At 36.6% G+C, this 16906-nt stretch carries 14 protein-coding genes and 1 tRNA gene; 8 read left to right on the top strand and 7 right to left on the bottom strand.

Going from position 1 to position 16906, the window contains the following annotated elements:
- The first annotated feature begins 8 nt into the window (after positions 1–8).
- The 3 genes from dnaG to ileS are packed head-to-tail and all read left to right on the top strand — an operon-like array spanning position 9 to position 6826.
- Positions 9–1748 carry a DNA primase gene (dnaG, locus tag MIDI_RS04980; RefSeq protein ID WP_013951489.1) on the top strand — a complete coding sequence of 580 codons (1740 nt, stop codon included), beginning with the start codon at positions 9–11 and terminating at the stop codon, positions 1746–1748.
- A gap of 20 nt (positions 1749–1768) precedes the next feature.
- Entirely contained in the window at positions 1769–3658 is a 1890-nt protein-coding gene (gene rpoD / locus MIDI_RS04975) for an RNA polymerase sigma factor RpoD (protein ID WP_013951488.1), read from the top strand.
- Between the two features lie 15 nt (positions 3659–3673).
- Positions 3674–6826, top strand: coding sequence for an isoleucine--tRNA ligase (ileS, locus tag MIDI_RS04970; RefSeq protein WP_013951487.1), 3153 nt, complete (start codon positions 3674–3676; stop codon positions 6824–6826).
- Positions 6827–7208: 382 nt separating this feature from the next.
- On the opposite strand, the gene MIDI_RS07385 is transcribed toward ileS, so the two are convergent.
- Both MIDI_RS07385 and MIDI_RS04965 read right to left on the bottom strand, forming a co-directional pair.
- The gene (locus MIDI_RS07385) at positions 7209–7385 is read right to left on the bottom strand and encodes a transposase (protein WP_237697351.1); all 177 of its coding nucleotides are present in this window, start codon (positions 7383–7385) and stop codon (positions 7209–7211) included.
- A gap of 72 nt (positions 7386–7457) precedes the next feature.
- Positions 7458–7709, bottom strand: a complete 252-nt coding sequence (locus MIDI_RS04965; protein ID WP_160162278.1) for a transposase — start codon at positions 7707–7709, stop codon at positions 7458–7460.
- Between the two features lie 214 nt (positions 7710–7923).
- Between MIDI_RS04965 and MIDI_RS08955 the strand changes: the two genes are divergently transcribed.
- Positions 7924–8109 carry a hypothetical protein gene (locus tag MIDI_RS08955; protein WP_192805742.1) on the top strand — a complete coding sequence of 62 codons (186 nt, stop codon included), beginning with the start codon at positions 7924–7926 and terminating at the stop codon, positions 8107–8109.
- 1338 nt (positions 8110–9447) lie between these two features.
- Here MIDI_RS08955 and MIDI_RS04955 read toward each other — a convergent pair.
- Positions 9448–9538, bottom strand: a tRNA-Ser gene (locus MIDI_RS04955).
- A 200-nt stretch (positions 9539–9738) separates the two neighbouring features.
- Between MIDI_RS04955 and ispG the strand changes: the two genes are divergently transcribed.
- Complete coding sequence (gene ispG / locus MIDI_RS04950) at positions 9739–10950, top strand: flavodoxin-dependent (E)-4-hydroxy-3-methylbut-2-enyl-diphosphate synthase (RefSeq protein WP_013951486.1); 1212 nt, start codon at positions 9739–9741, stop codon at positions 10948–10950.
- Positions 10951–10956: 6 nt separating this feature from the next.
- On the opposite strand, the gene MIDI_RS04945 is transcribed toward ispG, so the two are convergent.
- Genes MIDI_RS04945 through MIDI_RS04930 form a run of 4 tightly spaced genes read right to left on the bottom strand, consistent with a single transcriptional unit; the run spans position 10957 to position 14113 of the window.
- Positions 10957–11856 carry a cation diffusion facilitator family transporter gene (locus MIDI_RS04945; RefSeq protein ID WP_013951485.1) on the bottom strand — a complete coding sequence of 300 codons (900 nt, stop codon included), beginning with the start codon at positions 11854–11856 and terminating at the stop codon, positions 10957–10959.
- Between the two features lie 50 nt (positions 11857–11906).
- On the bottom strand, positions 11907–12584 hold the full coding sequence (gene dnaQ / locus MIDI_RS04940; RefSeq protein ID WP_013951484.1) for a DNA polymerase III subunit epsilon: 678 nt from the start codon (positions 12582–12584) through the stop codon (positions 11907–11909).
- Positions 12550–13194, bottom strand: coding sequence for a dephospho-CoA kinase (coaE, locus tag MIDI_RS04935; RefSeq protein ID WP_013951483.1), 645 nt, complete (start codon positions 13192–13194; stop codon positions 12550–12552). Before coaE ends, dnaQ begins: the two co-directional genes overlap by 35 nt.
- A complete protein-coding gene (locus tag MIDI_RS04930) occupies positions 13163–14113 on the bottom strand; it encodes a glycosyltransferase family 2 protein (RefSeq protein ID WP_013951482.1) in 951 nt (316 codons plus the stop codon). The genes coaE and MIDI_RS04930 overlap by 32 nt, the downstream gene beginning before the upstream one ends.
- A gap of 76 nt (positions 14114–14189) precedes the next feature.
- On the opposite strand from MIDI_RS04930, the gene MIDI_RS04925 reads away from it, so the two are divergent.
- The 3 genes from MIDI_RS04925 (at position 14190) to MIDI_RS04915 (ending at position 16800) form a co-directional block, all read left to right on the top strand.
- The gene (locus tag MIDI_RS04925) at positions 14190–15338 is read left to right on the top strand and encodes an ankyrin repeat domain-containing protein (RefSeq protein WP_013951481.1); all 1149 of its coding nucleotides are present in this window, start codon (positions 14190–14192) and stop codon (positions 15336–15338) included.
- 97 nt (positions 15339–15435) lie between these two features.
- Positions 15436–16422: a transporter substrate-binding domain-containing protein gene (locus MIDI_RS04920; protein WP_083809654.1), complete on the top strand. Its 987-nt coding sequence runs from the start codon at positions 15436–15438 to the stop codon at positions 16420–16422.
- Complete coding sequence (locus MIDI_RS04915) at positions 16423–16800, top strand: dihydroneopterin aldolase (protein WP_013951479.1); 378 nt, start codon at positions 16423–16425, stop codon at positions 16798–16800.
- Positions 16801–16906 lie beyond the last annotated feature (106 nt).

Raw genomic sequence — 16906 nt, 5'->3', positions numbered from 1 at the left:
TAGGCAGTATGTCCCTTCATATAGAACAAATTAGATCTAGAATACCAGCTTCAAGAATTATAGGGCAGAAAGTAACCTTAAGAGGCCGCGGAGCTGGAGAATTTATTGGTCTTTGTCCGTTTCACCATGAAAAGACCCCATCTTTTACTGTGAGCGATACTAAAGGATTTTATCATTGTTTTGGCTGCGGCGCACATGGTGATATCTTTACATTTCTGATTGAATACGAAGGTTATGATTATAAGACCGCTTTAGAAACGCTAGCAAGCTTAGCAGGGGTCGAGCTACCAGCCTACAACAGAGAACGACATGATAGCCACAAGAGATTTTATGAAATCTTAGAAACTATTACTAAAATTTATCAAAAAAATTTATATGAAAAACAAGGGCAGCCGGCTCTAGTTTATATTAGGGCTAGAGGTATAAGTGAAGCGACCATTAAAAAATATCGACTGGGATTCGCCTCATTTGATAGACACTCGTTGATCGATGAATTGAAGAAAGAATTTGATATAGATGATATAAAAAAATCACATATTCTCTCTATTAAAGAAGATGAAAAAATAGTCGATCCAATGAGAGGAAGACTAATTTTCCCGATCATGGAGAAATCTGGGAAAGTAATAGCATTTGGTGGAAGAATTTTAGATGAAGGCCAACCTAAATACCTTAACTCTGCTGAAAATCCACTTTTTGAAAAGGGTAAGATTTTATACAGCCTAAACTTTGCTCAAAGCTCTATGTACCGGGCGCAGAAAGTTCTAGTAGTCGAAGGCTATATGGATGTGCTAGCGCTTTCTGAAATTGGAACAGAAAATGCAGTTGCACCCCTTGGCACAAGCTTAAAGATTGAGCAAATTAAGGACCTCTGGAAATTAGTAGATACTCCTGTTATATGTATGGACGCTGATGAAGCTGGATCTAAAGCTGCTCATAAAATGGCGATGGAAGCTTTACCTCTGATTAACCCAGTTAAGGGATTGCAATTTGTTGAATTACTAGGAGGCAAAGACCCTGATGAGGTAATAAAAAACAAGGGAAAAAATGCAGTACTTAGATGTATTGAAAAACCCATTAATCTATCAGAATTTATTTTTAAATTTTTTAAAAACAAAACTGGTTATAATCTACCTGAAGAAAAGGCACTATTAAAAAATGAGCTAGACAATATAACTAGACAGATAAGAGATCGTAACCTACAAAATACATACCGTAATTACTTTAAAAATGAGTTGTTTAGGTTGAATTCCTTCAACGATTTTGTAAAACAAAATGTACAACGTGATAGAAATATTACCAGTTTCAAAAACATTATATTTGATAATAAATTCAGCCATGAAAATTTTCATATTGTAACAGCATTTTATATCTTATTGCGCAATCCTGAATTTTTAAATGATGACGAAATAAGTGAGGCCGTGATAAGACTTGACATTTCAGATCAAAAATTAGATAAAATTAGAGAGTTTCTACTGAATCCTAATAGGGAAAAAATCGATCTTGGAATACATGATTTAATAGAAGAGTTAAATGTAGCTGCAAACATTGTCGAGCCGCAGGCCAAGTCGTTCTCTCACAAACAAATTTTAATGCGTGCGTTAGAGTTGCATTCGCTATATGTTGTCCAGCAGCAGATAAAAAAAACCGAAAAAGATCTGATTATAGATGGTTCAGAACATGTATTTTCAAGACTTATGGCGCTAAAAGACCATGAATCAAAATTGAAGAAACAATTAAATATAATCTAAAAACAGAGCAAAATATATATATGTCAACAGCAAAGAAAAAAGATACTCCTCCTGTAACAAATAACGAAGAAGCATTATTGAAGGATCCTTTAAAGAAAGTTAAAGATGGCCCAATAATTACAGATGACGAGCTTAAAGCTTTATCAAATGCACAAGATACTGAGGGTGATACCGTACTAGATCCAATTGATGGTATATCTATTGGAGGCTCAAAACATAGTGAAGAAGATGATATGGAATTAGATTTATTTGGTAATAAATCAGAGTCTGATTCGGACCTAACTTCAGAATCTGAGGAAAACGAGGATGCTGCTCCAAGGAGCGATGACCCTGTCAGATTCTACTTGAAAGAAATGGGCGGGCAGATGCTTCTCACTCGGGAAAAAGAAGTCGAGGTTGCAAAAAATATTGAAGAAGGCCGCAGAAAAAGAATTGCTTATCTTTGCCATAGTCCTTTGGCAGTGCGCTCTATTATAAAATGGTACGAGGATTTAACCCATGATGTAATTAGCTTAAGAAACATCATAGACTTGGATGCTAGATATTCTGGAGAATTCCAAAAACATGATTTTTCCAGTACTGAAACCGAAGAAAATGAGAAATTCGATACAAATGAAGAGGGAGCTGAAGAAGCGGAAGAAGACGGCTTCGAAAATGCTTCTATCTTAAGAATGGAAAGCGAATTAAGGCCTAAAGTTATAGAGTCCTTAAGTAAAGCTTTCGAACTTGGAGAAGAGATATTGAAGCTGCAGCAAGAAAAACTTGCATTAGCTCTAAAAGGGGCAAAGCCAGACAGAGCACAGCAAGATAATTATGAAAATCTAATCTCGCAGCTTTCAGATGTGATGTTGGAATTGAAATTGAATGAAAGCAACATAGAAAAGCTTTTAGAAGAATTATACGAAGCCAACAAAAATCTTATTAAACTTGAGATGAATTTCCTAAAACTTGCAATGGAATGTGGAATTGATAGGAATATATTTTTGAAAGATTATTTAGGAAATGAGTTAAATCCAAATTGGATTGAAAAGATCTCTCAAAATCCTAAATATAGCAAGTTCATTGAGAATGGAAAGGTAGAAGAACTTCGTCAACAATTGCGTCAAGTTGCAACTAACCTAGGTATTGACATAGAAAGCTTTAAAGAATTAGTAGTGGAAGTGCAAAAATCTGAAAGGATGGTAACCCGAGCTAAAAAAGAGATGATAGAAGCTAATTTAAGATTAGTCATATCGATTGCTAAAAAATATGCTAATCGTGGATTACAATTTCTAGATTTAATCCAAGAGGGTAATATTGGCTTAATGAAGGCAGTAGATAAGTTTGAATATAGAAGAGGTTACAAATTTTCAACTTATGCTACATGGTGGATAAGACAAGCCATCACTCGCTCTATTGCAGATCAAGCAAGAACCATCCGAATTCCTGTCCATATGATAGAAACGATTAATAAGATTCTTCGCACCTCAAGACAAATTATGCATGATATAGGTAGAGAGCCAACTCCTGATGAGATCTCAAAAAAACTTGGAATGCCAGTTGAGAAGGTAAGGAAAGTTTTAAAAATTGCTAAAGAACCAATGAGCCTAGAAAATCCTGTTGGAGCTGAAGGCGATGAAGGAAGTGTTCTTGGGGACTTTATCGAAGATAAAAATGCCTTACAGCCAATTGACTCTGCGGTACGATCCAATTTAAGAGAAGTAACCACTAGGGTTCTTGCCTCTCTTACGCCAAGAGAGGAAAGAGTTTTACGAATGAGGTTTGGTATAGGGGTAAATACTGATCACACTCTTGAAGAAGTTGGACAACAATTTTCGGTTACCAGAGAAAGAATTAGGCAAATTGAAGCAAAAGCTTTACGCAAACTTCGCAGGCCTAATAGAGCTAAAAAGCTTAAAGGTTTTGCATAAATATAAGATTATACTATGAAACTAGAAAAAATATATCCGCACCTAGAAGTGGGTAACTCTTTAGCACAAGCTGAAGAAGAAATAATCAGTAGGTGGCAGTCGCTTAAAATATTTGCAAAGTCGATCAAAGGGGATACGGATTATATTTTCTATGATGGACCGCCCTTTGCAAATGGGCTCCCACATTATGGCCATCTTCTGACTGGCTTTATTAAGGATACCTTTGCTCGCTACCATACAATGCTAGGTCAGAGAGTAGAACGTCGGTTTGGCTGGGATTGTCATGGATTACCTGCAGAAATGGCGGCAGAGAAAGAGCTTGGAGTTTCTGGAAAAAATGAAATAGAGAATTTTGGTATTGGCAATTTTAATGAATATTGCCGAACTTCTGTTCTAAAGCACACTAAAGAATGGCAGCACTATGTCAACAGGCAAGCAAGATGGGTTGACTTTACTAATGACTACAAGACCATGGATAAAAATTACATGGAAAGCGTTATTTGGGCCTTTAAGGAGCTCTACAAGAAAGGGCTAATTTATGAGTCAATGAGAGTTATGCCTTATTCTTGGGCCTGCCAAACTCCTGTTTCAGATTTCGAAACTAGAATAGATAACGCTTATAGAGAAAAGCAAAGTAAAGCAGTCACAGTTGCAGTGAAACTGAAGGATAAAATACAGGATTTACCGAATTTACCTACTTACTGCTTAATTTGGACCACAACACCGTGGACCTTACCTTCAAATCTTGCAATTGCCGTTAATAAAGATATAGAGTATTCAGCAATTCTTAAAGATGATAAAATTTATATTATTGCTTCGGCTTTATTACATAAATACAAAAACGAAATCGGAGAAAATATAGTAAAACCTGTTAAAGGCAGCGATTTATTAAATAAAACCTATCATCCTATATTCAACTATTTCGCTGACCACAAAAACGCCTTTGTAATACTACATGGTGATTTTGTGACCACAGAAGATGGTACGGGCATGGTACACGTAGCCCCTGGTTTTGGTGAGGATGACTTTAATTTATGCCAACAGCATGCAATAGAGATAGTATGTCCTGTTGATAACGCTGGTAAATTTGTTTTTCCGGTTACAGATTATATAGGTAAACAAGTTTTTGAAGCAAATGATGATATTATTATTTACTTAAAAAGACAAAATTTATGGTTAAAGACGGAGCAGTATATCCATAATTACCCGCATTGCTGGCGTACTGATACCCCTTTGATATATAAAGCAATCCCCTCTTGGTATATTAGGGTTACTGAAATCAGAGAACAGATGCTTAAAAATAATCAACAGATCAATTGGATCCCTAGCCATATTAAAGATGGGTTATTCGGAAAGTGGCTAGAGAATGCAAGAGATTGGTTGATTTCCCGCAATAGATACTGGGGCTGTCCTATTCCTGTATGGCGAAGCGATGATCCTGAATATCCATATATAGAAGTTTATGGCTCAATCGGAGAACTTGAAGAGGCTTTTAATGTTAAAATTGAAGATTTGCATAGGCCCTTTATAGATACCTTAACAAAGAAAAATCCAAAAGATCCTACTGGAAAATCTACACTAAGACGAGTAGCAGATGTGTTGGATTGCTGGTTTGAAAGTGGTTCAATGCCCCATGCACAGCAACATTATCCTTTTGAAAATAAAGAGAAATTTGAGAATAATTTTCCTGCAGATTTTATAGTTGAATATGCGGCCCAAACTAGAGGTTGGTTTTATACGTTGATGGTTCTATCTACCGCACTTTTTGACAAACCTCCTTTTCTAAATTGCATTTGCCACGGAGTTATATTAGGTGAGGGAGGACAGAAATTATCCAAACGTTTAAAAAACTATGCTGACCCTAATGAAGTTTTTGAAACTATTGGGGCAGATCCATTAAGATGGTTTATGCTTTCATCTGGAGTTATGCGCGGAAGCGAGCTAGCTATAGATAAAGAGGCAAAAGTGATAAAAGAAGTATTTAGGTTGGTCATTAAACCAATTCTAAATTCATATAATTTCTTTTCAATGTATGCTAACGCTGATCGAATAGAAGCTTGCTTCGATCTCTCATCGAAAAACTTCATGGATCAATACATAATATCTAAATGCTTAAAAACAATTAATATTGTTAAAAAAGCAATGGATTCATATGATACAGTGACTGCAACTAAGGCTTCTGAAAGTTTTTTCGAAATTTTAACTAATTGGTATATAAGAAGGTCGCGGGAGCGTTTTTGGAAATCTGAGATAGGCGAGGATAAGCTGGCAGCATATAACACTTTATTTAGTGCCCTAGTTTTGATATCTAATGCTATCGCTCCATTACTGCCGCTTACTACAGAATCTATTTTCTTAAGATTGTATAACGCTAATGTTTCAGAGGATACTAGTATACACTTGGAAAAATACCCTGAAGTTGATATTTCCTTAATTAAGGAGGATTTAATCGAGAGTATGGATCGGGTAATGGACGCTTGCAATGCGGTACTATATCTACGTAATGATCTTGGAATTAGAGTTAGACAGCCTTTAGCAAAGGTCACTTTCATCGGGGTTGCAGAAGACTTGAGCGATGATATGAGCAAGCTAATTTTAGATGAAATTAACGTAAAATCATGGGAAAGCTTACCAAAATCTGAAATAACTAAGTACGCTAATCTTAAAATAAAACTAAATCTACAAATTATTGGGAAAAGGATTCCAACATATGTGAAACAATTGATTGCAGCCTCAAAAGCAGATAATTGGCATATACAAGATAATAAAGCGATTTTGGATGGTATAGAGTTATTACCAGAGGAGTTTTCTATTACCTTAGAGCCAAAACCTGAATATAAAAATGTGGCTAGTTCCTTAACTACAAATGATGCTTTAATCGTTCTTGATACTGAGATTACCGACTCATTAAAAAGAGAAGGTATAGCAAGAGATATAGTGAGAATTATACAGCAAGCAAGGAAAGATAAGAATTTCTCTATCACGGATAGAATTAAAATATCTTTAACTACTAAAGATGAGCTTATTGCTACCGCTCTAGATGAATGGCAAGATTATATAGAAAGTCAAACATTAGGTAAATTTTCTAAAGACTTAGAAGATTTTAGTCCAGGAGAGGAGTTCGATTTAGAAGATGGAAAAGTGACTTTGCAAATTGTATATATCTGAAGAGTTGATAGTTGCAGATGTGGACCAAGCTACAGATGAAGCGAGTTTGCAATGGCCCCGGTGAGGGGGGCTCACGCCTTCCGTTCCTTATTATAGCAAGCGAAGTTTGCAAGGCAAGCCAAGGCCTCCCCTCCTTCCAGATTAAATTAGACAAATGCTTAGGAAGAACGAGGCTGCGTCAGTATACAAGCATGTACAAGGCCGAGTTCCAAACTAAGCGTTTGGATAAGTTAAAAATGGGATATGGTATAAAAAGCAAACGAACCTTGCAACGGATCATCTCTTAACCCCAGTTTGAGGTAAGTTTTAAAGAAATTATCTGATATGGTTTTAAAGAAGCTGTGTAACCATTAAATTTTTCTCAATTTCACGATAAATAACCTCAGTTTGACATTAAGGAGTATGCCCGTGAGCCTATTTTTCCATGAGATATATTGGGTTTGAAGACATAAGCCAAGAGCCCTGAGAAAGAGGTCTGCCAAGAAATTGTTTGGCGAGCGATGCCGTGGCGCTGGATTTGGCAAATCTCTTTCAATTGTCCGATGGCTGTTTCAATCAATCCACGCCCTGCAAGAAGCAGTTGTTTAAAAGCCGCAAGCGGGTTTTGTTTTTCTTAAGCCGTGTGATGAGCTCAATACCTTGATTGCTCAGTGTTTTTGCTTATATACCACCGATCTCCGAATAGAAGGCCTGTCAAATATTGAGTCAGTTTCTCGACAACGGCTCGATCATCTGTATTACCCGAAGTCAGTGTGAATGACATAATCTCTCCTTGATCATTGAGGCCAAAGAACCATCCGGGTCGACGTTTTCCCACGCTGAGCGACGCCTTTAAGGACCTTATTACGGCTAATACGTAAGTTATGACAAAATCATCAATCAAACAAAATATTTCTACTAGGGGAACCACTTTTCTTATTTATCGTGAAATTGAGAAAAACCTAATGGTTATACAGCTTCTTTAAAACTTATCTCAAACTGGGGTTAACAAAAACACTGAGCAATCAAGGTATTGAGCTCATCACACGGCTTAAGAAAAACATGAAAAACAAAACCAGCTTGCGGCTTTTAAACAACTGCTTCTTGCAGGGCGTGGATTGATTGAAACAGCCATCGGAGAATTGAAAGAGATTTGCCAAATCCAGCACAACACGGCATCGCTTGCCAAACAATTTCTTGGCAGACCTCTTTCTCAGGGCTCTTGGCTTATGTCTTCAAACCCAATATATCTCATGGAAAAACGGGCTCGCGGCCCTACTCCTCACGTCAAACTGAGGTTATAATGAGCAAAGAGCATAGGCTACTTCTCGAAAAGCTGCTTCTGGAGTGTTTAATAATTTGAATAGTGTGGTGATGTGGATTCTATCGTGCCATTGGTGCGGAAATTAGATCGCAGATACTCAAATGACTGCATCCGATCATCAGCGTCTTCATCAGATAGAAAGAAGTGTTCACAGTAGATATCTTGGATGATGTGGCTCTAAGCGGTAGTAGCAAATGGCGTCCTGATTTATCTCTGTTTGCCCATAATCTGCATGACATAACACATACTCAGGTGGTTGTTTTTGGATCGTGAGCGCAAGCTTTTCAGCATATTCAACAAACTTCTGTGCTTTTGGATTTTAGGAACTCTGACGTTTTTACAATAATAGGCTCTTCAAAAACATCATTTTCGATGTGCTCAAGGAATGCTTTGACAGCTTGGTGCCATTTAGGAGAGAAAGTTTTCCTGTGTGGTATACCGCCTTGTTATTGTTGAAAGAATATCAGCGCTGTGGAGCCTCTTCACGGCATCACCAAACTCAATCCACCGCTGCCCTGAGACAAAAAGGCGCATCCACAGCATTACGTCCATCCATATAAGAATAGAGAATTGCCATAAAAGATGCCAAGCTTGTCCAAAGTTGTTCTGTCCCGGTTGCGATTGGTGGGAGCACTGGTTTGAGTCCTGAATCAGCCAAGTACCTTGGAATCAACACTGAAGCCTCCAAAAATTCGCCACTCCTTAGTTTGAGGAAATAGTCTGCTCCGCTACTTGTTATAATGCGACAGACGGATGCATTGAAATCAGCACCCAGAGGAAAAAAGGAGATTGCTCTCACATCTAATCCACAGGCATCGTGTAAGCATGCAATGATTTCTTCGTCTGTGAGATCAGGGTTTTGTTAGCGTCATTTGGTGCTCTCAAAATCATAAATAGTTGTGGTTCCTGTTAAATAGTTTTAGCTACGCATAACATCTACACATATAACATATTCCTTCTTGGAAGATAGTTTAATCTGCTTTCTACCTCTTGACTTACCTTGTTTTCTCTATTTCGAATACCATTCATCACTTTAGTTTTTGTTCTGTAAAAAATGCAGGTTAAAAAAATACTCAGCCCCGAAAACCCAGGTAAATCAAGGCTTTGATGGTATACATACCTTCGACCCGAGTGCTGCATGTATCGGGGAAGGAGGGTATGAAAATAGAGATTTTGGGGGTAAAATGGCAAAATTATAGAAAGTGAGGTACGGGGTATGGGGCGACGCAGAAACGCTGGAAAGCTTATAAATACTGGGGTTTTGGAAGGTGCTGACGCCAGAGCAAAAAAACGTGAGAAAATTTATTCTAACGAAACCTGGCGGAGAGAGAGGGATTCGAACCCTCGATACAGTTTTGCCGCATACTCCCTTAGCAGGGGAGCGCCTTCGACCACTCGGCCATCTCTCCGACTTTATTGTCAGGCGCCGGGAGTCTAGAGTTTTTGTATAGAAATATCAACAATAAATCTAAAAAATTTTTGTTTTTAAAGCTCTGATACCCTATAATGGACTGCAACTAATCACATTAGTAGTTTGCCTATTTAAAGAGTACGGCGGAAGCTGTATCTCAGATGCTCGCTTAAAGAATAGCAGGATTTTAGAGGTTCGATGAAAAACAGGCATTTGACACATCAAGTTGATGTTGCAGGAGTTAAAATAGGAGGCGGGGCTCCAATTGTAGTTCAGTCTATGACAAATACTGAAACTGCAGACCATAAAGCGACTGCCGCTCAGGTCCTGGAGCTTACTGAAGCTGGTTCGGAAGTTGTTAGGATTACAGTGAATAATAATGAAGCTGCCAAAGCTGTTATCAGAGTAAAAGAGCTAGTCGAGGCCAAGAGAAAAGTGCCTTTAGTTGGCTGTTTTCACTATAATGGTCATCAGCTTTTAAGAGATTTCCCAGAATGTGCAGCTGCTCTTGATAAGTATAGAATTAACCCCGGAAATGTGGGATTTGGCGCCAAAAGAGATAAGCAGTTTGAAATGATGGTAGAATATGCCCTTAAATATAGTAAGCCCATAAGAATTGGAGTTAATTGGGGAAGCTTAGACCAAGATTTAGCTACTAAGTTAATGGATGATAATTCCAAATTATCAAACCCGAGATCAGCAGAAGAAATAATGCAAGAAGCAATTATACAATCATCCCTTACAAGCGCTAAAAAAGCTGAAGAAATAGGGATGGCCGCTGGCCAGATAGTGATTTCTGCAAAAGTAAGTCGAGTTCAAGAGTTAGTAGCAGTTTATAGAGAATTAGCCGCAAGATCAAATTATGCATTACATCTTGGGTTAACGGAAGCGGGGATTGGCTTAAAGGGAGTAGTGAATATTTCTTCTGCTCTTGCTATTTTATTACAAGAAGGAATTGGTGATACTATTAGGGCTTCTTTAACCCCACGCGTTGATGAATCACGGACTCAAGAAGTGACTTTATGTTGTGAAGTATTACAGGCTTTAGGGGTGAAAACTTTTAATCCGCAAGTTTCTGCATGTCCTGGCTGTGGTAGAACTAGCAGCACCTATTTTCAAAAATTAGCTAATGACATCCAAAACTTTTTACAATTAGCAATGCAAAAATGGCGTACTGATTATAAAGGAGTTGAAGATCTTAAGGTGGCGGTTATGGGTTGTATAGTCAACGGCCCTGGAGAAAGTAAGCATGCAGATATAGGAATAAGTCTTCCAGGATCTGGAGAATCTCCGGTTGCTCCTGTATTTATTGATGGGCAAAAGACTCACACTCTAAGGGGTGACAATATTGCCGAAGAATTTAAGCAGATACTAATAGAGTACGTTGAAAAGCGTTTTAGCAAGGGATAAGGTGCTCTATCCTTGGTGTAATGCACAATCCGTTGGGCATTCATTATTATCTCTTTTTTCTAACTGCATGGTGACATGGTGAATAGGGAAATTATTCTTAATACTCTCTTCTAATTTTGTAGTCACTTCTTCATTAAAAGATTCTGGCAAGACAACCAAATGTACTGAGAGAGCGGTCTCAGTAGTGCTTATGGGCCATATATGCAAGTCATGGAAAGTGACTAGTCCTTTGGATTGCAAAATCATTATCTTTAGTTTTTCTAAATCAATAGCTGCTGGAATAGCCCCTAAAATAAGATTTAGTGATTCTTTAAAAAGTTTCCAAGAGCTAATCATAATAACTATTGCAGCTAATAAACCCATTACAGAATCTATCCAATACCAAGATCGCCACCAAATAAAGAAGCCTGCTACGATAACTCCTACAGACACCAGTATATCGCTCAATAAATGTAAAAATGCTCCTTCTATATTAATGTCAGATCTCCGTTCGTCAAAAAATAGAAAAGCAGAAAGACCATTAATAATTACGCCACCAAAAGCGACTAAAATGACTATGCCTGAATTGACCGTTTCATGGTTTCCAAGGCGCTCAAACGATTCCCAAATCATGGCGCCTACTGATAAAAATAACAAAATAGCATTTATAAAGGTCGCAAAAATAGTTAGGTTCTTGTAACCATAGGTGAATTTTTCTGGGGCTTTTTTTCTTGCTAATAAAAAACTAAACCATGATAAAAACAAACTTAAAACATCAGCTGCATTATGGATTGCGTCTGCAACAAGAGCTAGCGAATTAGCTAAAACTCCATAAACTAATTCGATAATAATGAAGGCTGTATTTAGTACTATTCCAGTTATAAACTTGTTATTAATATTACCTTTATGCTGATGCTTAAAAGACATAACTCTAACAATTTTTCTACAAGGTTATGATTTTTTAATAACAGAGATTTCTAGGCTGAATCACTTTTCATCCAAATCGGCTCTTTAATTAACTTCATAATATATGCATGCCTTCTAAGTTCGTCAGCTGATGCTTCAAAAATCCGATAAGGATAATTTCTAAGATTTATCGCTCTATTAATGCTCGCATCTAGCCTAATTTGGCCTTGGCTTCCACTGCTCATCTCTATATAAACTAATGCCAATAATTCAGCATCGACAAGAGCTCCGTGTTTTTCTCTGGCATGGAGGCTAATATTAAAACGTCTACATAAGGCATCAAGGCTTGCTTGAGAACCGGGGAACTTTTTTCTCGCCATTAAAAGTGTATCTATAGCCCTATGCATAGGTAAGGTATAGCGACCTGATAAAGTTAACTCTTGATTAATAAATTGCATATCAAATACAGCATTATGGATAATCAAATTGCTATTGCCAATAAATTCCATAAATTGCTCTGCAACCTTTGAGAATGTGGGCTTGTCAGCTACAAGTTCATCTGAAATGCCATGCACTTCATATGCTGTAGGGTCTATTTTTCTTTGCGGATTCAAGTAGGTATGAAAAGTTTTACCAGTTCTAACTTTGTTAACTAATTCTACACATCCTATTTCAATTATTCGGTGTCCGTGCTTTACTCTGAGCCCTGTTGTTTCAGTATCTAAAACTATTTCTCTCAAATCTGCCATGCAAAAATTTCTCTACTTGATTAAAAACCGCCAAAGGATTTTCATTTTCAATGATAAAATCCGCGCACTCCTCTCTAACAACCTCTGAAAGTTGCAGAGCCACTATAGCATCAAATCTCTCTTTAGTCATATTTTTTCTCTGCATAATTCTTTTCAGTCTAGTTTCGTAACTGGATTTAACCAAAATTATTGCATCATTTTCGTATTCATAATTATCTCTTACCATTGCTTCTATCATTAATGGAATCTCAATCACTATAGATCTTTGTCTATCTTCTATAATATTTTGATAGCGAGCTCTGATAAGTGGATGGATAAGAGAATTTAGAAGCTTTAATTTCTCTATGTTACTAAAAACTAATGTTGACAGTGACCTCTTATCTAAGTAACCATCTACTTGACTTACGCACTCTGGGAATGCTTGAGTAATTTTTACATAGACCGGGCTACTTCTATCTAGGAAAGTATTTGCAATTTCATCTAAAGATAAAGTCTCAAACCCTAGATTAGCAAAGTGTTTTAAAACAAAAGACTTCCCAGAAGCGATTCCTCCAGTAATTACAATTACTAATCCTGCTCTACTTAATTTCTTTTTTCGGTGGCGACTCATATATTTTATTGATCAAATAAATTGGTCTATTTTTGACTTCATCATAAATTCTAGCTAAGTACTGTCCCATTATTCCTAGACTGAATAAATTTATTCCTCCCATAAATAGAACCGTAATCATAATAGAAGCATAACCCGGCACGTCGACTCCATGTATAACAGTTCTGGTAATTAAGTAGATTATTGTAAAAAAAGAGCTGATAGATATTATAAAGCCAATATACATCCATATTTTAAGAGGAGCAGAGGTGAAGGCTAAAATACCATCTAAAGCAAGCTTATATAACTTAATAAAATTGAATGAAGTCGTACTTGAAAAACGTTCTGGTCTTTCAAATTCAATAACACTACTTTTAAACCCAACCCAGGCAAAAATGCCTTTCATAAACCTATTCTTCTCTCGGATTTGACGTAGTACTAAAACTACTTTTTTATCTAATAGTCGGTAATCACCCACATTTACTGGGATTTGAGTGTCGGCAACTTTATTCCATAGCCAATAAAATGCTGTTGCTGTCTTCTTTTTGAAGAAGGAATCTTTATTTCTTTTAACACGCTTAGCAAAAACAATATCAAAGCCTTCCTGCCATTTTTGCACCATGCCTTCTAACAGAGTTGGTGGATCTTGCAAATCCACATCTATAGGAACTACCGCTTCACCAGAAGCATAATCAAGGCCTGCAGTTATAGCTGCTTCTTTGCCGAAGTTCCTTGAGAGGTCTATTGCTTTAATTTGAGGCAATCTTTCTCGCTGGGTAATAATCTTTTTTAGGGTTTGGTCTGAACTGCCATCGTTAATAAAAATGATTTCAAAATTATCCGTTAACTTATTAAGTACAGTCAGGATATTATCTATAAACGGCTCTATTGCCTCCTCTTCGTTATGGACTGGAACAATAATAGATATCTTACAACCCATAGTTTAAAACCTATTTATTAATATAAAATTTTTAGTTAGGATAAAAGAATAAGATGATGTTTTATAAAAGGCAATAATGGTTATACAAATTAATACCACAAAGGACATTGCTAGTACTTTATCAAAGGATAGTAGTAATAGTCAGCTATTTGAGCATATAATTGGGTATCTCTCAGAAAAACAAGGTATAAGATCTTCAAGTGAAGATGAAGAATTATTATTGTGGCTACTTAAAAATGATAGAATAGAGGTTTTTGTAAAGTTGTTATCAGACAGTAGGATATTTGGTCCCTCTTCTGTTGGTCTTCTATCTAAGAAGAATACTAAAGAAAAACCTAAAACTGGTAAACTAAACTCTTCTGATGATAATTCAATAATTCTTAAAGATAATCTAATAAATAAGATAGTAGAAAAGCTTTATGATAGTGAGTACTGTAAACCTTTTTTTCAGAAATTAGGAGAAATAAATAGGTTCATAGAAACTAAGGTGAACCCTCAGTTGAGTCCTGAGGGAAGAAAGAAACAATTAAAAGAAGCTGGCTACGGTAATGATGTAATAGCTGAGCTCAAGCGGCTTTTGGATGATTTACACAATTCTATTTATGCTGGCGATTTAAGTTATATCCAATCTTTATTATCTTTACTACCAGCAGAATTAAAAAGCACCATGCCTTTAAATAAATTTGTTGAAGCAATTAATACTAAAGAAGAAGAAAAAATCTTGATCCTGCAAAGATCGGCAGAAGAATTGTGCGATGAAACAGCGTATGTAATTGGAGGCTGGGATTTTTTTGGGCAGTTACGCCAACAAGTGGAAACGGATCAAATGGCTGATAAGTTTATAGGAGGGCTAATGAATCTTGGTCTCGGAGTTGGCTTTCATCTTCTTCGAGATTCAACAGAATTTTTAGAAAATTTTCAATCAGCATTAGAAAAATGTCACTTTAAAGATATAAGGGATAAAGAGGGGAACACCTTGTTGCACAAAGCGTGCTTAGAAGGTAACGCAGATATAGTTAAGATCATATTGACTACTCATCAAGATGGTAAAATATCACTGGATTTTACAAACAATAAAAATAATGCCGGCCTCTCATTTGATGATTGCGCTCAGCTGTGCCAAGAAAGAGAGGTAAGAAATGCTATTCTTAACATGTTGAGTAATGCTAGCAAAGGCCAGCATATTCAGAAGGAAGCCACATTAGCTGTTGAAATTTCACGTTAGTGATGTATGATGTAAATTTTTTGTATTGATTTTTACAAAATACAGCTATATTTCTAGGGTGTATGTTCCATTTAGAATTATTATTTATGAATAAAAAATAAAAACACTGTTAGCTTCCTTTATATCATTTTTTGTTCTTACTGGATGCTTTGAAAAAGGAGATAACCACACGATTACAGTAGGGCTCTCTCCGGATTATCCACCGTTTGAATTTCAACAAGATAACACAGTTGTAGGCTTTGATGTAGATCTAGCGAATAGAATTGCTGAGAAAATGAATAAAAAGCTTGTTATTAAAGATATGCCTCTTTATAGCCTTGTCGCCTCACTACAAAGTAAAAATATTGATCTTATCATTTCTGGAATTTCACCAACAGAAGAAAGACAAAACTTAGTAGCTTTTTCTGATATATACCACAAAAGCGAAATGGCCTTATTATTTGATGCTAAAAGAAATTTAATCAAGGATACCAAAGATTTAAAAGGTAAAGTGGTGGGGGCCCAAACTGGTTCTACCATGGAAACTTACCTTGATGATCAAAAAGAGTTTCCAGATATTACGGTCCTTTCTCAAGATAGTAATATCCAGCTGATAGAGCATTTGAAAATAGGCAGAATTGACGCAATTTTACTTGATTTTGATCAAGCAATAGCCTTTAATAGGGTTTCACAAGATTTTGCGTATTTGCCGATTGATACTGGAAACACTTATGGTTTTGCTATTGCAATGCAGAAAAAAGATGAAGCCCTTAAGAAAGAAATCAACGATATATTATCTCAGCTAAAGCAAGATGGTACTATTGATGAATTAAAAAATAAGTGGGTGGTAAAATTAGAGACGCAAATTGCTGAACCAGAAGTTTCTAATACTGTCTCAGACACCGAACCAACTGTTCCTGATAGCGAGACTCCTTATGAGCACCCAGCTACTCCTGACCAAAATGCAATAGATCCTCCTGGTGGCGGAGTGGAAAGCGATGAAGTAATGGATTTACAGTCGGGAACAGTAACTCAATTAGAATCTTCTACACAAGAAAATAATCAACCTAAGACTGATACTATAGCTGTAGAACAACCGCAATAAATGTCTTATATTCTATCTATCAATAAGCTTCCTGTGCTTTTAAGCATAGGAGCCCTTGATTTTGAGAGGGTAGCCAAACAAGAAGTTTTATTAGACATCAAAGTTAAAAGTGAAGAGCGCCCTAGAGGGTGTATATCCGATCGATTGCTCGATACTACATGTTATAAAGAATTAATAGAGCAGATCCTATTATTTGCAACTACTAGGCATTTTAATCTCATAGAACATTTTGCTTATGAAATAATGCAGCTGCTAAAAGCTAAGTTTTTAGAAGAATCTATAATCATTGAAGTGACGAAGTTTCCTATTATAGCTAACCAAAAACAAAATGTATCTTTTCGAATCCAGTCTGATACCTTTTTAGAAGATTTAATGTAATACACGGCCAGGGCGGCGCACAAAGAGGACATCAAATTTTAGAAACCTGAAAAAAATTCCCAATTCTCTTGCTTGAAAGACGCCCTGTAGCTATCTATGCACTTCT

This window comes from Candidatus Midichloria mitochondrii IricVA (genome assembly GCF_000219355.1).
GTDB lineage: Bacteria > Pseudomonadota > Alphaproteobacteria > Rickettsiales > Midichloriaceae > Midichloria > Midichloria mitochondrii.
The sequence above is the reverse complement of the archived record's forward strand: the minus strand, read 5'-3'. Positions and strand labels throughout refer to the sequence as shown.

What these genes read in the sequence shown, in the direction of transcription:
- dnaG (WP_013951489.1), top strand. Translation starts at nt 9, where the DNA reads ATGTCCCTTCATATAGAACAAATTAGATCTAGAATACCAGCTTCAAGA.
- ispG (WP_013951486.1), top strand. Translation starts at nt 9,739, where the DNA reads ATGAAAAACAGGCATTTGACACATCAAGTTGATGTTGCAGGAGTTAAA.
- MIDI_RS04915 (WP_013951479.1), top strand. Translation starts at nt 16,423, where the DNA reads ATGTCTTATATTCTATCTATCAATAAGCTTCCTGTGCTTTTAAGCATA.
- ileS (WP_013951487.1), top strand. Translation starts at nt 3,674, where the DNA reads ATGAAACTAGAAAAAATATATCCGCACCTAGAAGTGGGTAACTCTTTA.
- MIDI_RS04945 (WP_013951485.1), bottom strand. Translation starts at nt 11,856, where the DNA reads ATGTCTTTTAAGCATCAGCATAAAGGTAATATTAATAACAAGTTTATA.
- coaE (WP_013951483.1), bottom strand. Translation starts at nt 13,194, where the DNA reads ATGAGTCGCCACCGAAAAAAGAAATTAAGTAGAGCAGGATTAGTAATT.
- MIDI_RS04925 (WP_013951481.1), top strand. Translation starts at nt 14,190, where the DNA reads ATGGTTATACAAATTAATACCACAAAGGACATTGCTAGTACTTTATCA.
- MIDI_RS04930 (WP_013951482.1), bottom strand. Translation starts at nt 14,113, where the DNA reads ATGGGTTGTAAGATATCTATTATTGTTCCAGTCCATAACGAAGAGGAG.
- rpoD (WP_013951488.1), top strand. Translation starts at nt 1,769, where the DNA reads ATGTCAACAGCAAAGAAAAAAGATACTCCTCCTGTAACAAATAACGAA.
- dnaQ (WP_013951484.1), bottom strand. Translation starts at nt 12,584, where the DNA reads ATGGCAGATTTGAGAGAAATAGTTTTAGATACTGAAACAACAGGGCTC.